This window comes from Leclercia sp. GHBNCSD (genome assembly GCF_055805075.1).
This window is the reverse complement of record NZ_JBQVYO010000001.1, coordinates 166530-184824: the sequence shown is the minus strand read 5'-3', so window position 1 is coordinate 184824 and position 18295 is coordinate 166530. Positions and strand designations below refer to the sequence as shown.

Annotated in this window: 16 protein-coding genes; 7 read left to right on the top strand and 9 right to left on the bottom strand. The window is 59.0% G+C overall.

Annotation, left to right across the window (positions count from 1 at the left end; all coding sequences use genetic code 11):
- Window positions 1-20 precede the first annotated feature (20 nt).
- From rutF to rutA, 6 genes are read right to left on the bottom strand one after another with little or no spacing between them, the layout of a single operon-like run.
- Window positions 21-512 (bottom strand): NADH-dependent FMN reductase RutF, encoded by a 492-nt coding sequence (gene rutF, locus ACT3IC_RS01025; RefSeq protein WP_103823656.1) that lies wholly within the window; start codon window positions 510-512, stop codon window positions 21-23.
- Between the two features lie 9 nt (window positions 513-521).
- Window positions 522-1112, bottom strand: a complete 591-nt coding sequence (locus ACT3IC_RS01020; RefSeq protein ID WP_214421819.1) for a malonic semialdehyde reductase — start codon at window positions 1110-1112, stop codon at window positions 522-524.
- Window positions 1109-1921 (bottom strand): pyrimidine utilization protein D, encoded by an 813-nt coding sequence (gene rutD / locus ACT3IC_RS01015; RefSeq protein ID WP_103179021.1) that lies wholly within the window; start codon window positions 1919-1921, stop codon window positions 1109-1111. Before rutD ends, ACT3IC_RS01020 begins: the two co-directional genes overlap by 4 nt.
- Window positions 1922-1928: 7 nt before the next feature.
- The gene (rutC, locus tag ACT3IC_RS01010) at window positions 1929-2315 is read right to left on the bottom strand and encodes a pyrimidine utilization protein C (protein WP_103823659.1); all 387 of its coding nucleotides are present in this window, start codon (window positions 2313-2315) and stop codon (window positions 1929-1931) included.
- Window positions 2316-2326: 11 nt separating this feature from the next.
- Complete coding sequence (gene rutB, locus ACT3IC_RS01005) at window positions 2327-3019, bottom strand: pyrimidine utilization protein B (protein ID WP_156654258.1); 693 nt, start codon at window positions 3017-3019, stop codon at window positions 2327-2329.
- On the bottom strand, window positions 3019-4110 hold the full coding sequence (rutA, locus tag ACT3IC_RS01000; RefSeq protein WP_473475816.1) for a pyrimidine utilization protein A: 1092 nt from the start codon (window positions 4108-4110) through the stop codon (window positions 3019-3021). Before rutA ends, rutB begins: the two co-directional genes overlap by 1 nt.
- Window positions 4111-4400: 290 nt before the next feature.
- On the opposite strand from rutA, the gene rutR reads away from it, so the two are divergent.
- Entirely contained in the window at window positions 4401-5039 is a 639-nt protein-coding gene (gene rutR / locus ACT3IC_RS00995) for an HTH-type transcriptional regulator RutR (RefSeq protein ID WP_103179025.1), read from the top strand.
- Here the strand turns inward: rutR and ACT3IC_RS00990 are convergent.
- Both ACT3IC_RS00990 and putA read right to left on the bottom strand, forming a co-directional pair.
- On the bottom strand, window positions 5036-5431 hold the full coding sequence (locus ACT3IC_RS00990) for a lysozyme inhibitor LprI family protein (protein ID WP_103179026.1): 396 nt from the start codon (window positions 5429-5431) through the stop codon (window positions 5036-5038). The two genes, rutR and ACT3IC_RS00990, sit on opposite strands and share 4 nt — an antisense overlap.
- A gap of 112 nt (window positions 5432-5543) precedes the next feature.
- Window positions 5544-9506, bottom strand: a complete 3963-nt coding sequence (gene putA, locus ACT3IC_RS00985; RefSeq protein ID WP_473475812.1) for a trifunctional transcriptional regulator/proline dehydrogenase/L-glutamate gamma-semialdehyde dehydrogenase — start codon at window positions 9504-9506, stop codon at window positions 5544-5546.
- Window positions 9507-9926: 420 nt separating this feature from the next.
- Here putA and putP point away from each other — a divergent pair, with 420 nt between their 5' ends.
- The gene (gene putP / locus ACT3IC_RS00980) at window positions 9927-11435 is read left to right on the top strand and encodes a sodium/proline symporter PutP (protein ID WP_263950992.1); all 1509 of its coding nucleotides are present in this window, start codon (window positions 9927-9929) and stop codon (window positions 11433-11435) included.
- Window positions 11436-11538: 103 nt separating this feature from the next.
- Window positions 11539-11958 carry a DUF3574 domain-containing protein gene (locus tag ACT3IC_RS00975; protein WP_263950991.1) on the top strand — a complete coding sequence of 140 codons (420 nt, stop codon included), beginning with the start codon at window positions 11539-11541 and terminating at the stop codon, window positions 11956-11958.
- Window positions 11959-12055: 97 nt separating this feature from the next.
- On the opposite strand, the gene ACT3IC_RS00970 is transcribed toward ACT3IC_RS00975, so the two are convergent.
- Window positions 12056-13240 carry a NupC/NupG family nucleoside CNT transporter gene (locus tag ACT3IC_RS00970; RefSeq protein ID WP_159339160.1) on the bottom strand — a complete coding sequence of 395 codons (1185 nt, stop codon included), beginning with the start codon at window positions 13238-13240 and terminating at the stop codon, window positions 12056-12058.
- 250 nt (window positions 13241-13490) lie between these two features.
- On the opposite strand from ACT3IC_RS00970, the gene efeU reads away from it, so the two are divergent.
- The 4 genes from efeU (at window position 13491) to phoH (ending at window position 18076) form a co-directional block, all read left to right on the top strand.
- Complete coding sequence (gene efeU, locus ACT3IC_RS00965; RefSeq protein WP_103179032.1) at window positions 13491-14324, top strand: iron uptake transporter permease EfeU; 834 nt, start codon at window positions 13491-13493, stop codon at window positions 14322-14324.
- 43 nt (window positions 14325-14367) lie between these two features.
- Window positions 14368-15495, top strand: coding sequence for an iron uptake system protein EfeO (gene efeO, locus ACT3IC_RS00960; RefSeq protein ID WP_156654264.1), 1128 nt, complete (start codon window positions 14368-14370; stop codon window positions 15493-15495).
- Between the two features lie 4 nt (window positions 15496-15499).
- A complete protein-coding gene (gene efeB / locus ACT3IC_RS00955) occupies window positions 15500-16783 on the top strand; it encodes an iron uptake transporter deferrochelatase/peroxidase subunit (protein ID WP_103823669.1) in 1284 nt (427 codons plus the stop codon).
- A gap of 501 nt (window positions 16784-17284) precedes the next feature.
- On the top strand, window positions 17285-18076 hold the full coding sequence (gene phoH, locus ACT3IC_RS00950; protein WP_168192048.1) for a phosphate starvation-inducible protein PhoH: 792 nt from the start codon (window positions 17285-17287) through the stop codon (window positions 18074-18076).
- Window positions 18077-18295 lie beyond the last annotated feature (219 nt).

Sequence of the window (18295 nt, the reverse complement as noted above, 5' to 3'; positions counted from 1 at the left end):
CAGCTGCTCCTTAAGGAGGATTAACAGGCGGGTCGCATCAGCGCGTGGTAGCCGCGGTCAAACCACACCAGGCCCTGGGGCACCGGGTGGCGGGTTATTGCAACGATCTCGCAAAACAGAATGTCGTGGGTGCCGACGCTCACCACCTGGCTAATGCGGCAGTCGAACGAGGCCAGCGCCTCGTCGAGACGTGGACAGCCGGTGGCACCCGTCTGCCAGCCTGCTGCGGCAAAGCGGTCGGCCATCGGGGTTTTGCCGCCAAACAGATTCGAGAGGGACTCCTGCCCGGCGCTCAGGGTGTTGACGCACAGGGTGCGGTTGTCGTTAAACACCGGCCACACCGAGGCGCTACGATTCAGGCACACAAGCAGCGTTGGCGGCGAGTCGGTCACGCTGCACACCGCGCTGGCGGTGAAGCCCGCCTGTCCGGCCGGGCCGTCGGTGGTGATGATATTGACCGCCGCGCCCAGACAGGCCATGGCATCACGAAACGTTTGTTTATCGATATTCATGGTGGCTCCTTATGCCAGCCCGCAGGCGTCTTCAAAACTCAGGCGGGGCAGTCGTCCGTAGAGTTTGCTGGTATCGCCGTAGCCGATGTTGATCAGCAGATTGCTTTTCAGATTGCTGCCGGTGAAGAAGGCCGCGTCCACCTTTTCGCGGTCAAAGCCGGACATCGGCCCGGTGTCCAGCCCCAGCGCACGACAGGCGACAATCAGATAGGCCGCCTGCATCGTGCTGTTGCGAAAGGCAGTCTCCTCGGCGAGCTGCGGGCTGGCGGTAAACCAGCTCCGGGCATCGCCGTGGGGGAACAGCTCCGGCAGTCGCTCGTAAAACTGGCTGTCCCAGGCAACGATAACCGTCACCGGGGCGGTGAGGGTCTTTTGCAGGTTGCCGCTGGAGAGGGCCGGGCGCAGCTTCTCTTTGCCTTCCGGGGTGCGGATAAAGACCATCCGCGCCGGAGAGCAGTTGGCGGAGGTGGGCCCCCATTTCATCAGGTCATAGATTTCGCGCAGCGTCTCGTCGCTGACCGGACGATCCAGCCAGCCGTTATGGGTCCGCGCCTCGGTAAACAGCGCATGCTGCGCCGTCGGGGTGATGGCTTCACTCATGGCAACTCCTTCAGTAAACGTTCGTGGCGGTGCAGCAGGCTGGCGAGCCCGTTTTGCAGCAGGGCGTTAAACGCCTCCGGCTCGGTCACGTTGCAGGCGTGCCCGCCCCGGGGCATCACGGTAAGCAGGCTGCCGGGCAGGGCGGCATGCAGCTCTGCCGAACAGACCGAGGGCACCAGCAGATCGTCGGCGGCGCAAAGTATCTGCACCGGGCAGTGAATGCGCGCCGTCTGGCGGCTGAAATCGGCCCGCTTCAGGGCATTGAGCCTGCGCAGCAGGGTGCTTTTGCCCTGGAAGTGGGCCAGGGCCAGCGCCTCTTCGGCCTCCATGCGCGGCTGGCGGGCCGCCATCCAGTCGGCGGGATAGAGAAAGAGCGGCTGGGCTTCCACCCACGCCTGCGCCCCTCCGGCATGCAGCAGCCGCTCGCGGATCTGGAAGCAGCGGCGGGTATGCGGATTCAGCGTCAGCCAGCCGTTAACGCATATCAGGGCACCGATCGCCTGCGGGTGATCCACTGCCAGCTGCAGGCCGATTAGCGCCCCCAGGGCATGGCCCACCACGCTGAACCGCGCGATCCCTGCGAGAGAGAGCGCCTGCCACAGCTCGTCGGCCATCGCTGCCAGGGTGTAATCTTCCGGCAACTCGCCGGGGTTATTGCCGGTGCCGCGCTGGTCGTAGCAGACCACCTGATACCCTTGCTCAAGGTCGGCGAGCTGGGGCAGCCAGTAGCTGCCGCTGCCCCCCAGTCCGGCGATCAGCACCACAACCGGCGCGTCCGCAAAGGGCGGCGGTGAAATGGAAAGATTCATGGCAACCTCACCGGCCAATGTGGGCGATAGTGGCGATCTCCACCAGCGCCTCGGGTTTCACCAGCCCGCACTGAATGCAGAAGCGCGCCGGTTTATCGCCGGGGAAAAATTCAGCGTAGATCTCGTTAATCGCGGCGTAGTTTTTCCAGTCGGTAATAAAGATGCTGTTGAAGGTCACATCCGCCATCGTCCCGCCTGCCGTTTCGATAACGCGCTGGATGGTCTGCAGCACGTGGCGGGTTTGCGCCTTTGGGTCATCGGGAAACACCACGTTGTTATCCGCGTCGAACGGCAGGGTGCCCGAGACGTAAACCACCCCGTCCGCCAGGGTGCCGGGGACGAAGGGGGCAATCGGCGTGCTGGTCCCCTGGGGGATAATCACAGATTTCGGCATAAGGTAGCTCCTCAGGCGATACGGGCATAAGCGGCAGGGGAAAGGGCGTCGCAGAAGGTGGCGACGTCAGTAACCCAGCCAAAAAAGGTTTCGATGTTGAACAGCGCAGCCTGCTGGGCAAATGCCGGCCCCGCCTGGTGGGTGGCGTCTTCCAGCACCACGCCAAAGTACTCCAGGAAGAAGCCGTCGCGCAGGGTGGACTCCACGCAGACGTTGGTGGCGATGCCGGTAAAGATCAGGTGGCGGATGCCGCGGCTGCGCAAAATGCTGTCCAGCGGGGTGTTGAAAAAGCCGCTGTAGCGCGGTTTCGGCAGCACGATGTCCCCCGGCTCCGGCACCAGGTCATTCACCAGCTGGTAATCCCAGCCGCCTTTCGCCAGCAGCTTGCCGTGCAGCTCCGGGCGCTGGCGCATGGTTTTCAGCGCATTCGATTTGTGGAAGTTGGGCGAGCCAGGGCCCCCCGCCTCCACATACTCTTCATCCCAGCCGTTCTGGAACCAGATAATCAGCATCCCGGCCTTGCGGGCGGCGGCCACCGCGGTGCGGATATTCTCGATCACCGGCCGGGTGGCGGAGACGTCAAACCCGGCGAGGTCGAGATAGCCGCCAGGGCTGGCGTAGGCGTTCTGCATATCCACCACGATCAGCGCGCTCTGCTGGGCGTCAAAGGTGATGGCTTCCGGGCGTGCGGGCAGAGTGGTCATCACGCGACCTCCTTTGTCATAACCGGAATATGGGCGCGGCACTGCATCAGCGGCTGGATGCGCTCGCCAAACGTTTCAATCCCGGCAATAAAGTCATCAAAGGTCAGCAGCACCCCTTCGGCACCCGGCACGCTGGCTACCTCATCAAGCATCCGCGCCACGCTGGCATAAGAGCCGACCAGGGTGCCCATGTTGATATTCACCGCCGAGGTCGGGTCGGCCATCTGCCGCACGTTGGTGTCGGCCCCGGAGCGGGTGTCCTTCTGGCTCTGCTCGCTGAGCCAGCTCAGGGCCTCGTCGTCGGCCCCGGCTTTGTAGTGCTCCCACTTCGCCCGCGCCGCCTCGTCGGTCTCGTCGGCAATGACCATAAACAGCACATAGGAGCCGACATCGCGCCCGGTTTTTTCAGCGGCCTGTTTCATGCGCGCAGCGGTAGGGGCAAAGGCCGTTGGGGTGTTAACCCCTTTGCCGAAGCAGAAGTTGAAGTCGGCATATTTCGCCGAGAAGTCCATCCCGGCATCGCTCTGCCCGGCGCAGATCACCTTCATCGGCACCGACGGCTGGGGGCTGACGCGGCAGTCGTTCATGGTGAAGAACTCACCTTTGAAGTCGCTCTTGCCGGTGCCCCACAGATCCCGCAGGACCTGCACATACTCGGTGAGGTAGTCATAGCGCTTCGAAAAATAGTTATCTCCCGGCCAGAGCCCCATCTGCTCATACTCCGGCTTCTGCCAGCCGGTGACGAGGTTAACGCCAAAGCGTCCGCCGGAGATGGTGTCGATGGTGGAGGCCATCCGCGCCACGATGGCCGGAGGCAGGGTCAGGGTGGCGGCGGTAGCGTAGATCTGGATGCGGGAGGTGACCGCCGCCAGCCCCGCCATCAGGGTGAAGGACTCCAGGTTGTGATCCCAGAATTCGGTTTTCCCGCCGAAGCCGCGCAGCTTAATCATCGACAGGGCAAAATCGAAGTGATAGTGCTCTGCCTTCTGCACGATGGCTTTGTTCAGCTCAAAAGTCGGCATGTACTGCGGCGCGTGGGTAGAGATCAACCAGCCGTTATTGCCAATGGGAACGAATACGCCAATTTTCATCACGAACCTCTCTTCATCTCAGCTTGGGGGTGAAAGTCAGACGTGGCGCTGCATCCTGCATCTCCTGTTCAGCCGCGTAGTCTCGGTTTTGCAAAGGGAGTGCCAGTTTTGAAATCTGTAATGTTATTAGTGTGTTAAGAAATGGTTGATGAATTGCTGGTTATAAAAGTGGACTGTCTGGTCAAAATAGTTGCACACAAAGCAGGCAGTCGTGCGCGGTGGCGGTGCAGATTGTCGTGGTAAAGCAGGGGTTTTGCTATGCTGGGGGCTGATCAACACGGAGTGAGCAAATGGCACAAGGCGCAGTGAAGACAGGCGGTAAACGTTCGCAGGCGGTGAGCGCGAAAAAACAGGCGATCCTTGCGGCGGCGCTGGAGACCTTCTCGCAGTTTGGCATCCACGGCACCCGGCTGGAGCAGGTGGCGGAGCTGGCGGGGGTGTCAAAAACCAATCTGCTCTACTACTTTCCCTCGAAAGAGGCGCTGTACGTCTCCGTTCTGCAACAGATCCTCGATATCTGGCTGGCCCCGCTGAAGGCGTTTCGTGAGGAGCTCACCCCGCTGGTGGCGATCCAGCAGTATATTCGCCTGAAGCTGGAGGTCTCCCGGGACTATCCCCAGGCGTCGCGACTGTTCTGTCTGGAGATGTTGCAGGGGGCACCGCTGCTGAAAACGGTGCTGAGCGGGGATATGAAATCGCTGGTGGATGAGAAGTCCGCGATCATTGCCGGGTGGGTCGCCACCGGCAGACTGGCCCCGGTCGATCCACACCATCTAATCTTTATGATCTGGGCCGCCACCCAGCACTACGCCGACTTTTCCGCCCAGGTGGAGGCGGTGACGGGCAAGACGCTCAAGGATGACGACTTTTTCCACAGCACGGTGGAGAACGTGGAGCGGATGATTATCGAAGGGATCCGGGTGCGTTAATTCCCCGGGGGCAGCGGGCAGCTTAAATCGCCCTCTTCACACTGCATCAGCGTGGCCAGATAGGCTTCCCGTTCGTTGGTTTTATCCGCCAGACACTGGTTCACAATCATTGGCTGAATAGAGCCGCCTTGAGTGCCGGAGCCGATAAAGGCGCAGTCAGCATCGCGCAGGGCGATCCACGCCTGTTGCGCCTTTTTCAGCAGCTCACGCTGGGGGGCGTCGGCGCGCTTGATGGCTGCCTGATACGTCTGGTTCAGGGTTTTATCCGCGGCCTGATACTGCTGCGCGGTGCAGCTGTTCATCTCCGCCTGGGTGCTGGCGTTGGCGCACTCATCCGCCAGCGCGCTGGTGCTCAGCAGTAACGCGGCACCGGCGATAAAAGCTCGTTTCATCTTTCCCTCCCTATAAAAAAGCCGGATGCGCTGTGCTTATCCGGCCTACAAAAACAGAATGTCACCTCTGTAGCCCCGGTAAGCGTAGCGCCACCGGGGAGAGATTGCACGCTTAACCGATGGTCATCAGGCTGGCGTTACCCCCTGCTGCGGCGGTGTTCACGCTGAGCGAACGCTCCACGTACAGACGCTCCAGCTGCAGGTTGGTTTCACCCCGGGCGAAGCCCTGCACGGAGACAATCGCCCCGCTGCGGGCCGCAACCTGCTCGCACAGCTCGCGCAGCTGGTCGGAATCACCGTGATAGATCACCGCGTCGAACGGCTGGCTGGTCAGCACATCAGCTTTGGCGAAACGAATCCGTTCCGTCACCGCCTTCGGCAGCTGCTTCGCCAGGTCACGGTGCAGGCTATCTTCCGGCCAGAGCACTTCACACCCGGTCGCCATCGCCGCCGCCAGCTGGATCAGCGCATCCTGCTCGTTATCCGCCACGCACAGCACACGCTCGCGCGGCATCAGCGTCCAGGTGTTGCGCTCGCCCGTTGGCCCTGGCAATACGCGCTGGGTACCGGCCTGAGCCAGCTCGCCATACTCCTGACACAGCTCGCGCAGTTCAGGACGTTTTTCCGCCCACGCTTTTAATGCTTCCAGCGGCTGGGTCAGCACCGTTTTCACCTGGGTGTCTACCGCGTACTGCGCATCCTGACGCGCCAGGGTGACGCCCAGCGCATTGGCCGGACGGTTAGCCAGCAGGCGATAGAGGTACATTGGACCACCGGCTTTCGGACCGGTGCCCGACAGCCCTTCGCCGCCGAACGGCTGCACGCCGACCACGGCGCCGACCATGTTGCGGTTCACGTAGAGGTTGCCGACGTTGGCGCTGCCGGTCACCTGGGCGATGGTTTCATCGATGCGGGTATGCACTCCCAGGGTCAGACCGTAGCCGGAGGCGTTGATCTGCGCGATCAGCTGGTCGAGGTTGTTACGGTTGTAACGCACCACGTGCAGCACCGGGCCAAACACCTCTTTCTTCAGTTCATCGAAGCTCGCCAGTTCAATCAGGGTTGGCGCCACAAAGGTGCCGCTGGTCCACTCGCGGGCATCTTCGCTGTTCTCACGCACCGCCTGGTAGACCGGACGGCCTTTCGCACGCATCGCCTGGATGTGGTTTTCGATGTTGGCTTTCGCTTCGGCGTCGATCACCGGGCCAATGTCGGTGGTCAGACGGCCCGGGTTGCCCATCCGGCACTCCGCCATCGCGCCACGCAGCATTTTCAGGGTGTGATCGGCCACTTCGTCCTGCACGCAGAGTACGCGCAGGGCAGAGCAGCGCTGTCCGGCACTGTCGAAGGCCGAAGCCACCACATCCACCACCACCTGCTCGGTGAGGGCGGAGGAGTCGACGATCATCGCGTTCATACCGCCAGTTTCCGCAATCAGCGGCGTTGGACGGCCCTGGGCATCCAGACGGGTGGCGATGTTGCGCTGCAACAGGGAGGCCACTTCGGTGGAGCCGGTGAACATTACGCCGCGCACGCGGTTGTCGGCGGTGAGTTTGGCACCCACGGTCTCGCCGCGGCCCGGCAGCAGCTGCACGACGCCCGCAGGGACACCCGCTTCCAGCAGGATATTGATCCCCTGAGCGGCAATCAGCGGGGTCTGTTCCGCCGGTTTGGCCAGCACGCTGTTACCCGCGGCAAGGGCGGCGGCAATCTGGCCGGTGAAGATCGCCAGCGGGAAGTTCCACGGGCTGATACAGACCACCGGCCCCAGTGGGCGATGGGTTTCGTTGTCGAAATCGTCACGCACCTGACCGGCATAGTAGTGCAGGAAGTCAACGGCCTCGCGCACTTCGGCGATGGCGTTGCTGAAGGTTTTACCCGCCTCACGCACCAGAATGCCAATCAGCTGCTGCATCTGATCTTCCATCAGCACCGCAGCGCGCTCCAGAATGGCTGCACGCTCCTGCGGCGGGGTGGCGAACCAGATCGGCGCATTGTTCACCGCGCTGTCGAGAGCCAGATCCACTTCCTCTTCGGTCGCTTCGCGGACAAAGCCGACAATGTCTTTCGGTTCGGCCGGGTTGATCACCGGCTGCATTTCGCCATTGCTGACCGGCTGCTCCAGGATCGGTTTCGCCTGCCATTTTTGCAGGGCGCTGTTGAGCAGCGACGAGGAGAGCGATGCCAGACGGTGTTCGTTCGCCAGATCGAGGCCCGCGGAGTTGATGCGGCCATTGCCGTACAGCTCACGCGGCAGGGCAATCTTCGGATGGGGCAGACCAACCTGACCCTCCTGGGCGGCCAGCTTTTCCACCGCCTGTACCGGGTCCGCCACCAGCTCATCCAGCGGCAGGGTGGCATCGGCGATGCGGTTAACGAAGGAGGTGTTGGCCCCGTTCTCCAGCAGACGACGCACCAGGTACGCCAGCAGCGTTTCGTGAGTACCGACCGGGGCGTAGATACGGCACGGACGATTCAGTTTACCCTCGGACACTTTACCGGTGACCTGCTCGTACAGCGGTTCACCCATGCCGTGCAGGCACTGGAACTCGTACTGGCCCGGATAGTAGTTCTGACCGGCCAGCTGGTAGATGGCCGCCAGGGTGTGGGCGTTGTGGGTGGCGAACTGCGGATAGATCAGGTTCGGCACGCCGAGCAGCTTTTTGGCGCAGGCGAGGTAGGAGACGTCGGTGTAGACCTTGCGGGTATAGACCGGATAACCCTCCAGACCTTCCATCTGCGCGCGTTTGATCTCGCTGTCCCAGTAGGCGCCCTTCACCAGACGGATCATCAGGCGGCGACGGCTGCGGGTGGCGAGATCAATCAGGTAATCAATGACGAACGGGCAGCGTTTCTGGTAGGCCTGAATGACAAAGCCAATCCCGTTCCAGCCCGCCAGCTCCGGCTCGAAGCAGAGTTTTTCCAGCAGATCGAGGGAGATCTCCAGACGGTCAGCCTCTTCGGCGTCGATGTTGATCCCGATGTCATACTGGCGCGCCAGCAGGGTCAAGGACTTCAGGCGCGGATAGAGCTCTTCCATCACCCGGTCGTACTGGGCGCGGCTGTAGCGCGGGTGCAGGGCGGAGAGCTTGATGGAGATCCCCGGGCCTTCATAAATGCCGCGACCGTTGGAGGCTTTACCGATAGCGTGGATCGCCTGCTGGTAAGAGACCAGATAGGCCTGCGCGTCGGCGGCGGTCAGCGCCGCTTCGCCCAGCATGTCATAGGAGTAGCGGAAGCCCTTATCTTCCAGCTTGCGGGCGTTAGCCAGCGCTTCGGCGATGGTTTCGCCGGTGACGAACTGCTCGCCCATCAGGCGCATCGCCATGTCCACGCCTTTACGGATCAGCGGTTCACCGCTCTTGCCGATAATGCGGTTCAGAGAGCGGGAGAGGCTCGCTTCGTTGTGGGTGGAGACCAGACGGCCAGTAAACAGCAGGCCCCAGGTGGCGGCGTTAACGAACAGCGACGGGCTGCGGCCAATGTGTGAATGCCAGTTGCCGTTGCTGATCTTGTCGCGGATCAGCGCGTCACGGGTCGCTTTGTCCGGGATACGCAGCAGCGCTTCCGCCAGGCACATTAACGCCACGCCCTCCTGGGAGGAGAGGGAGAACTCCTGCAGCAGGCTCTGCACCATGCCGGCGCGCCCGGAGGCCGTTTTCTGGTTACGCAGTTTTTCGGCAAGCTGATACGCCAGGCTGTGGGCCTGGGAGGCGACTGGCTCCGGCAGACGCGCCTGTTCCAGCAGCATCGGCACGGCGTCGGTCTCGGCGCGACGGTAAGCGGCGGTAATGGCCGCGCGGCTCACCGACTGGGGCAGGATCTGCTCGGCAAATTCAAGGAACGGCTGGTGGACCTCTTCGATCGCCTCGGCGCTATCGTCGCTCTCGTTGGCGGCACCGGCCAGCAGGGCAGGCAGCTCTGGCAGGGCTTCGTCGCTCTCCAGTTTTTCCAGATAGTTAAAGATCGCCTGCTTGATTAACCAGTGTGGCGTGCGGTCAATTCGGGTCGCAGCCGATTTAATCCGTTCGCGGGTCGCATCATCCAGCTTAACCCCCATGGTGGTCATGCCCATGCCAAAAACTCCTGTGATTCAGTAGCGCTAGTGTAGTTAACGTGAAATATCCACTATGTTGCAACTTTGTGCAACCACGTTAAATGTGACCCGGTTTGCAAGCTGGAAAATGAATAGAATGTTACGTGATAGTTAACCGCAAAAAAGTTGTGGATTTTAGCGATCAACCCTGGTTTCATGCGGCGCTTAACACTTTTTGCAGGTGCAACCTCAAAAAACGTGAGCGAGTGCAACCTCCAGGAATCTGGTGTGAAACCGGGGATGAAATTCATGTAAATGCAGTGTTAAATCATTTGTGTCATGGAGGCGCATACGGCAGGATACGCGCGGCCAACAGAAACACACATCATCACCCTCTCGTTCCGGGGGTGTAATAAAGACGGTCAAAAAGGCTGTCGAACATCTTTGCGGAGTATTTAAATGGCAATTAGCACACCGATGCTGGTGACATTTCTTATCTATATTTTTGGCATGATCCTGATAGGGTTCCTTGCGTGGCGTTCTACCAAGAACTTTGACGACTACATCCTCGGCGGGCGAAGCCTTGGGCCGTTCGTGACGGCGCTCTCTGCGGGCGCGTCGGATATGAGCGGCTGGCTGCTGATGGGGCTGCCGGGCGCCATCTTTATCTCCGGTATTTCAGAAAGCTGGATCGCCATCGGTCTGACGCTGGGGGCATGGATTAACTGGAAGCTGGTGGCCGGGCGTCTGCGCGTGCACACCGAAGCTAACAACAACGCCCTGACCCTGCCGGACTACTTCACCGGCCGTTTCGAAGATAACAGCCGCATCCTGCGTATTATCTCCGCGTTAGTTATTCTGCTGTTCTTCACCATCTACTGTGCCTCCGGCATCGTGGCAGGCGCGCGCCTGTTCGAAAGCACCTTCGGCATGAGCTATGAAACCGCACTGTGGGCGGGCGCGGCGGCGACCATCCTCTACACCTTCGTAGGCGGGTTCCTGGCCGTCAGCTGGACCGATACCGTGCAGGCCAGCCTGATGATTTTTGCCCTGATCCTGACCCCAGTGATTGTGATCCTGTCGGTAGGCGGCCTGGGTGACTCCCTGGCGGTGATTCAGCAGAAGAGCATCGAAAACGTCGATATGCTGAAAGGGCTGAACTTTGTTGCCATCGTGTCGCTGATGGGCTGGGGGCTGGGTTACTTCGGTCAGCCGCACATCCTGGCGCGCTTTATGGCGGCGGATTCGCACCACACCATCGTCCATGCCCGTCGTATCAGTATGGCGTGGATGATCCTCTGCCTGGGCGGCGCCTGTGCGGTGGGCTTCTTCGGTATCGCCTACTTCAACAACAACCCGTCGCTGGCAGGTGCAGTAAACCAGAACGCCGAGCGTGTGTTTATCGAGCTGGCGCAGGTGCTGTTTAACCCGTGGATCGCCGGTATTCTGCTCTCCGCTATTCTGGCGGCGGTGATGTCCACCCTGAGCTGCCAGCTGCTGGTCTGCTCCAGTGCCATCACGGAAGATCTCTACAAAGCCTTCCTGCGTAAGGGCGCCAGCCAGAAAGAGCTGGTGTGGGTCGGTCGCTCTATGGTGCTGGTGGTGGCGCTGGTCGCCATCGCGCTGGCGTCAAACCCGGAAAACCGCGTGCTGGGTCTGGTGAGCTACGCCTGGGCGGGCTTTGGTGCCGCCTTTGGTCCGGTGGTGCTGTTCTCCGTGATGTGGTCCCGCATGACTCGCAATGGCGCCCTGGCGGGGATGATCATCGGTGCGGTTACCGTTATCGTCTGGAAGCAGTTCGCCTGGCTGGGCCTGTATGAAATCATTCCGGGCTTTATCTTCGGCAGCATCGGGATCGTGGTCTTCAGCCTGATGGGTAAAGCGCCCTCTACCTCAATGCAGAAACGCTTTGCGGAAGCCGACGCCCAGTACCACACCACCGCGCCAACGAAGTTGCAGGCGCAGTAAGTGACAGACACGCTATAAGCCGGGCTTGCCCGGCTTTTTTTATTGCTAATTTCCGTGATTTACGCTGATATCGCAGGGCAAATTACAATGAGGATAGCGAAGAATGAGACTTAAAAACGGGCTTGTGGCAGGCGCGATTTTACTGCTGGCAGGCTGTAATGCCCCCTCACACAGCACCGCGGACAACACCTGCAAAGCCGATAACCAGCTGCAGCAAACCACCCTCTTTTTCGGCCTGAACCGTCCGGCAGGGGAGGCGATCACCGGCCAGGAGTGGCAGCAGTTTGTGGATCAGGACGTGACGCCGCGTTTTCGTGATGGCTTAACGGTATTTGATGCCCGCGGGCAGTGGCTGGGTAACGACGGAAAAGTGGCGCGTGAGTCGAGTAAGGCGCTGATGCTGATCCACGGTAAAGATGCGCAAAGTGAGAGCAATATCGAGGCGCTGCGCGGGATCTATAAAACGCGCTTCGCCCAGGAGTCGGTGATGCGCGTTGACCAGCCGGTGTGCGTGCAGTTCTGATAAGACCGGGTGCGGCCTGTTTGCCGGGTGGCGCTAGCGCTTACCCGGCCTACTTATCCTGTAAGCCCGCGCAAGCGCAGCGCCGCCGGGCAACAAACTACAACACTAACCCCGCAAAGCTCGCCGACAACAGACTCACCAGCGTCGCGCCATACACCAGACGCAGACCGAAGCGTGACACCACGTTGCCCTGCTTCTCATTTAGCCCTTTAATCGCCCCGGCGACAATGCCAATAGAGGCAAAGTTAGCGAAGGAGACAAGGAACACCGACAGAATGCCCAGCCCGCGCGGGGTCATCTCTGCGGCAATCTTTTGCAGCTCGATCATCGCCACGAACTCGTTCGCCACCAGTTTAGTCGCCATAATGCCGCCCGCGTGCAGGGCATCGCTCAGCGGAATACCCACCAGCCAGGCCAGGGGATAGAAGACATAGCCCAGAATCTGCTGGAAGCTCAAGCCAAACAGGCTGGAGAAGAGGGCGTTGACGGCGCTGATCAGGGCAATAAAGCCAATCAGCATCGCCAGAATTATCATCGCCACTTTGAAGCCAGCCAGAATATATTCCCCCAGCATCTCAAAGAAACTCTGGGACTCATGCATCTTCTCCAGCTTAATTTCCGGCTCCGCTTCCGGGCGGGTCGGGTTAATCACCGTGAGGATGATAAAGGTGCTGAACATATTCAGGATCAGCGCCGCGACCACATATTTTGCTTCCAGCATCGTCATATAGGCGCCGACGATGGAGAGCGACACGGTGGACATGGCGGTGGCCGCCATGGTGAACAGACGACGCGAGGAGAGATCGCCCAGCACCCCTTTGTAAGCAATAAAGTTTTCCGACTGGCCCAGCGTCAGGGAGCTGATGGCGTTAAACGACTCCAGCTTGCCCATGCCGTTCACTTTCGACAGCAGGGTGCCGACTATGCGAATTATCACCGGCAGAATACGCCAGTGTTGCAGAATGCCGATCAGTGCGGAAATAAAAATAATCGGACACAACACTCCAAGGAAAATAAATGCCAGCCCTTTTTCTCCCATCCCGCCAAAGACAAAGTTGGTCCCTTCGGCGGCATATTTCAGTAACGATTCAAAGAAGCCCGAGACATACTGAATAACAAACAGGCCGCTTTCGGCATGGAGGAAAAAGAACGCCAGCGCAATCTCAATGACAATGAGTTGAATGACGTAGCGAATACGGACGTTGCGGCGGTCGAAGCTCACCAGCCAGGCCAGCGCAAGGATAACCACCAGCGCCAGCAAGAAGTGCAGGAATTGATACATAGTTGATTTTCAGCAGATTAATGAGGCGCATATTTAGCCACAGCCTGCTGTGAGCGTAAATGGGCATTTACGTTATAACTTATTCACCTTTTAGTCACTTATGTGACTATTTTCCCGGTACGGGTTTACATCCTGTCATCAAAATGCAGCATATTTCGCTTGTATTTCTTATTGCCGTAATGATAATCACTATCACAAGAATTTACCTTTCTTTGCATCAGTTGACGGCGAAAAACATTTAAGGTGTCGCATGTTTGTTCCATTCCTCATTATGTTACGTGAAGGGCTCGAAGCAGCCTTAATTGTCAGTCTTATCGCCAGCTATCTGAAACGTACCCAGCGGGGCCGCTGGATCGGCGTGATGTGGATTGGCGTCTTCCTTGCTGCCGCCCTCTGCCTGGGCCTGGGCATTGCCATCAACGAAACCACCGGTGAATTCCCGCAAAAAGAGCAGGAGCTGTTTGAAGGGATCGTGGCCCTGATTGCGGTGGTGATCCTCACCTGGATGGTCTTCTGGATGCGTAAAGTGTCCCGTAACGTCAAAGTCCAGCTGGAGCAGGCGGTGGACAGCGCGCTGGCGAAGGGCAAGAGTCACGGCTGGGCGCTGATCATGATGGTCTTTTTCGCCGTGGCGCGTGAAGGGCTGGAGTCGGTCTTCTTCCTGCTGGCCGCCTTCCAGCAGGATGTCGGGATCTGGCCGCCACTGGGCGCGGTGCTGGGCCTGGCGACCGCGGTGGTGCTCGGTTTCCTGCTCTACTGGGGCGGCATTCGTCTCAATCTGGGCGCCTTCTTCAAATGGACCAGCCTGTTTATTCTGCTGGTGGCCGCCGGACTGGCCGCGGGAGCGATCCGCGCCTTCCATGAGGCGGGCCTGTGGAACCACTTCCAGGAGGTGGCGTTCGATCTCAGTAACGTCCTCTCTACCCATTCGCTGACCGGCACCCTGCTGGAGGGGATCTTTGGCTATCAGGAGACGCCGAGCGTCAGCGAAGTGGCGGTGTACTTTATCTATCTTATTCCGGCGCTGGCGCTGTTCTTTATGCCATCGCGCCCCAGCGCTCAGCCGTCGCGTACTGCGCCCTGAAGTGCTCATTGTAGTTACAACATACTTTTAAAAGGGAAAAGTCATGGCAATCCACTTTCGTCGCAGTGCATTACAGGCTAGCGTGGCAGCGCTGATCGTTTCTGCATTCGCCGCACAGGCCGCGGATGTTCCACAGGTAAAAGTTACCGTCAATGATAAACAGTGTGAGCCGATGACCATCACGGTCAATAGCGGTAAAACGCAGTTCATCATCCAGAACCACAGCCAGAAAGCGCTGGAGTGGGAGATCCTGAAAGGGGTGATGGTGGTGGAAGAGCGGGAAAACATCGCGCCGGGCTTTAGCCAGAAGATGACCGCCAACCTTGAGCCGGGCGAATACGACATGACCTGCGGCCTGCTGACCAACCCGAAAGGCAAGCTGATCGTGAAAGGTGCCGCCACCGCCGATGCCGCCAAAGGCGACGCGCTGTTGAGCCTCGGCGATGCCATTACCGCCTATAAAGCGTACGTCACTCAAGAGACCGCGGATCTGGTCGCGGGTACCAAAGCCTTTACCGACGCGGTGAAAGCGGGCGATATGGAAAAAGCGAAATCCCTCTATGCGCCGACCCGTCAGCACTACGAGCGTATCGAGCCGATTGCCGAGCTCTTCTCGGATCTCGATGGCAGCATCGACGCCCGTGAAGACGATTACGAGCAGAAAGCCGCCGATCCGAAATTCACCGGTTTCCACCGCCTGGAGAAAGCGCTGTTTGGCGACAACTCCACCAAAGGGATGGAGCAGTACGCGGAGCAGCTGAACAGCGACGTGCTGGAGCTGCAAAAACGCATCAGTGAGCTGGCCTTCCCGCCCTCAAAAGTGGTGGGTGGCGCGGCAGGGCTGATTGAAGAAGTGGCCGCCAGCAAGATCAGCGGGGAAGAAGATCGCTACAGCCATACCGACCTGTGGGACTTCCAGGCCAACGTCGAAGGCGCGCAGAAGATCGTTGACCTGCTGCGTCCTCAGCTGCAAAAAGATAACAGCGCCCTGCTGGAAAAAGTGGATGCCAACTTTAAGAAAGTGAATACCATTCTGGCGAAGTACCGCACCAAAGAGGGCTTTGAGACTTACGACAAGCTGACCGATGCCGACCGTAATGCCCTGAAAGGGCCGATTACCACCCTGGCGGAAGATCTGGCGCAGCTGCGTGGCGTACTGGGTCTGGACTAAGTTGATGAACAAGCATGACGAGTACGACGTGGCTGAACCTTCACGACGTCGGTTGTTAAAAGGGGTAGGGGCGCTTGGCGGCGCCCTTGCTCTGGCGGGTGGCTGTCCGGTGGCGCATGCGGCAAAACCGCAGAGTGCGCCGGGCACGCTCTCCCCGGATGCGCGAATGGAGACGCAGCCGTTTCACGGCCTGCATCAGGCCGGGATCTTAACCCCGCAGCAGGCTTCGATGATGCTGGTGGCTTTTGACGTGCTCGCCAGCGATAAAAGCGAGCTGGAGCGCCTGTTCCGTCTGCTGACCCAGCGCATTACTTTTCTGACCACCGGCGGCCCGGCGCCTGAGACGCCGAACCCGCGTCTGCCGCCGATGGATTCCGGTATTCTGGGGAGCTATATCGCCCCGGATAACCTCACCATGACGGTGTCGCTGGGGGCGTCGCTGTTTGATGACCGCTTTGGTCTGGCGGCGCAGAAACCGAAATCGTTGCAGAAGATGGTGCGCTTCCCGAATGACTCCCTGGATGCGGCGTTGTGCCATGGCGATCTGCTGATCCAGATCTGCGCCAATACCCAGGACACGGTGATCCACGCCCTGCGGGATCTCATCAAGCACACCCCGGATCTGTTAAGCGTACGCTGGAAGCGGGAAGGGTTTATCTCTGACCACGCCGCGCGCAGCAAAGGCAAAGAGACCCCGGTGAACCTGCTCGGCTTTAAGGATGGCACCGCCAACCCCAACAGCCAGGATGGGCCATTAATGGATCGGGTGGTGTGGGTGACCGCCGATCAGGGCGAACCGGCCTGGGCGGTGGGCGGCAGCTATCAGGCTGTACGCATTATTCAGTTCCGCGTGGAGTTCTGGGACCGGACGCCGCTGAAAGAACAGCAGACCATTTTTGGCCGCGACAAGCAGAGCGGTGCGCCGCTGGGCATGAAGAACGAGCACGACGTGCCGGATTACGCCAGCGACCCGGAGGGCAATGTTATCGCCCTCGACAGTCATATCCGCCTCGCCAACCCGCGCACTCAGGAGACCGAGCAAAACCTGATGATGCGCCGGGGCTACAGCTACTCGCTGGGGGTGACCAATTCCGGTCAGCTGGATATGGGGCTGCTGTTTGTCTGTTTCCAGCACGATCTGGAGAAGGGCTTTTTGACCGTGCAGAAACGCCTGAACGGCGAGGCGCTGGAAGAGTACGTCAAACCCATTGGCGGAGGCTACTTCTTTGCGCTGCCTGGCGTACAGGATAAAAACGGCTGGCTTGCTCAGGGGCTGCTTGAGGCCTGAATACCGTCCCGCTTACCCCTTAAGCGGGACAGTTTTTTTCTCGTCCCGCTATCTCTTTGTTATAATTCTGTAATATCCCCATAGCAGACTAAGTATCGCTGTCAGGCGAATCTTAAAAGTTGCATTCAGGTAAAAATAATGTTGCATTCATGCTAAATCCTGATGTACTTAAATTAAGAAAGCGGTAAACCTTACAGTGAACATGAATCACTCTGGAGATCGCGAATGGTTGGGTCCTCAACTGGACATGGTAAACGCAACAACCGCAGCACACGGCGCGGAGGCCCACACTCCGGCAGCGATCTCTTCACCGAAAAATTCTCCCCCTCCACAGCAAATCCTGATTTTTCCGACCTGACGAATGGTGAGCATAGCGATTCGGCCGGGTCATTTAACCAAGCAAGCTATGGCTTAGAAGGAAGCCAACCCTCAGATGTTTGTTCGCCTAATCGCACCGACTCTGGTGCGAGTGATGAATACCAACAACTCAAGGTGCTATCCATGGGAAGACAAAAAGCAGTGATCAAAGCTCGTCGTGAAGCAAAACGTGTGCTGAGACGGGATTCACGTAGCCATAAACAGCGTGAAGAAGAGTCGGTCACCTCGCTTGTGCAGATGAGTGGTGTTGAAGCAATTGGCATGGCGCGGGACTGCCGTGATACAACTCCAATTGCGGCACGCAACGACGCTCAGGCGCAGTACCTGAATGCTATTGAGAATAAGTCGCTTATTTTCGCCACCGGGGAAGCCGGGTGCGGGAAAACGTGGATAAGTGCAGCCAAAGCGGCGGAGGCGCTGATTCATAAGGACGTCGATAAAATCATTGTCACCCGTCCGGTACTGCAAGCTGATGAAGATCTCGGCTTCTTGCCAGGCGATATTTCGGAGAAATTTGCCCCTTACTTCCGGCCCGTTTATGACGTGCTGGTGAAGCGTCTGGGGGCCTCTTTTATGCAGTACTGCCTGCGTCCCGAAATCGGTAAGGTTGAAATTGCGCCGTTCGCCTATATGCGCGGACGTACATTTGAAAATGCAGTTGTGATTCTCGACGAGGCTCAGAACGTAACTGCTGCGCAAATGAAGATGTTCTTAACGCGCCTCGGGGAGAACGTGACGGTTATCGTCAATGGCGATATCACCCAGTGCGACCTGCCGGCGGGGGTTCCGTCCGGGCTGAGCGACGCGCTGGCACGTTTTGAGGAAGATGAGATGGTGGGCATTGTGCGTTTCAATAAAGACGACTGCGTGCGCTCGGCGCTGTGCCAGCGGACGCTGCAGGTCTATTCCCGGTAATGGTATAACCTTCTCGTTTTACTTTCTTCTGCAATCCCTTCCCGGCGCAATGCCGGGAAGCTGTGTCTGTCGAAACACTTCTGTTGGGTTGTCTATTTAAAGATCACATTATGATGATGTCATACTTATTTCGTATAGAAAATGCCGGGTATTACGCAACGTTTTGCTGTATCTATAAGTCTTAACGTTAATTCAAATGGGCTTTTTAATAAAAAATGC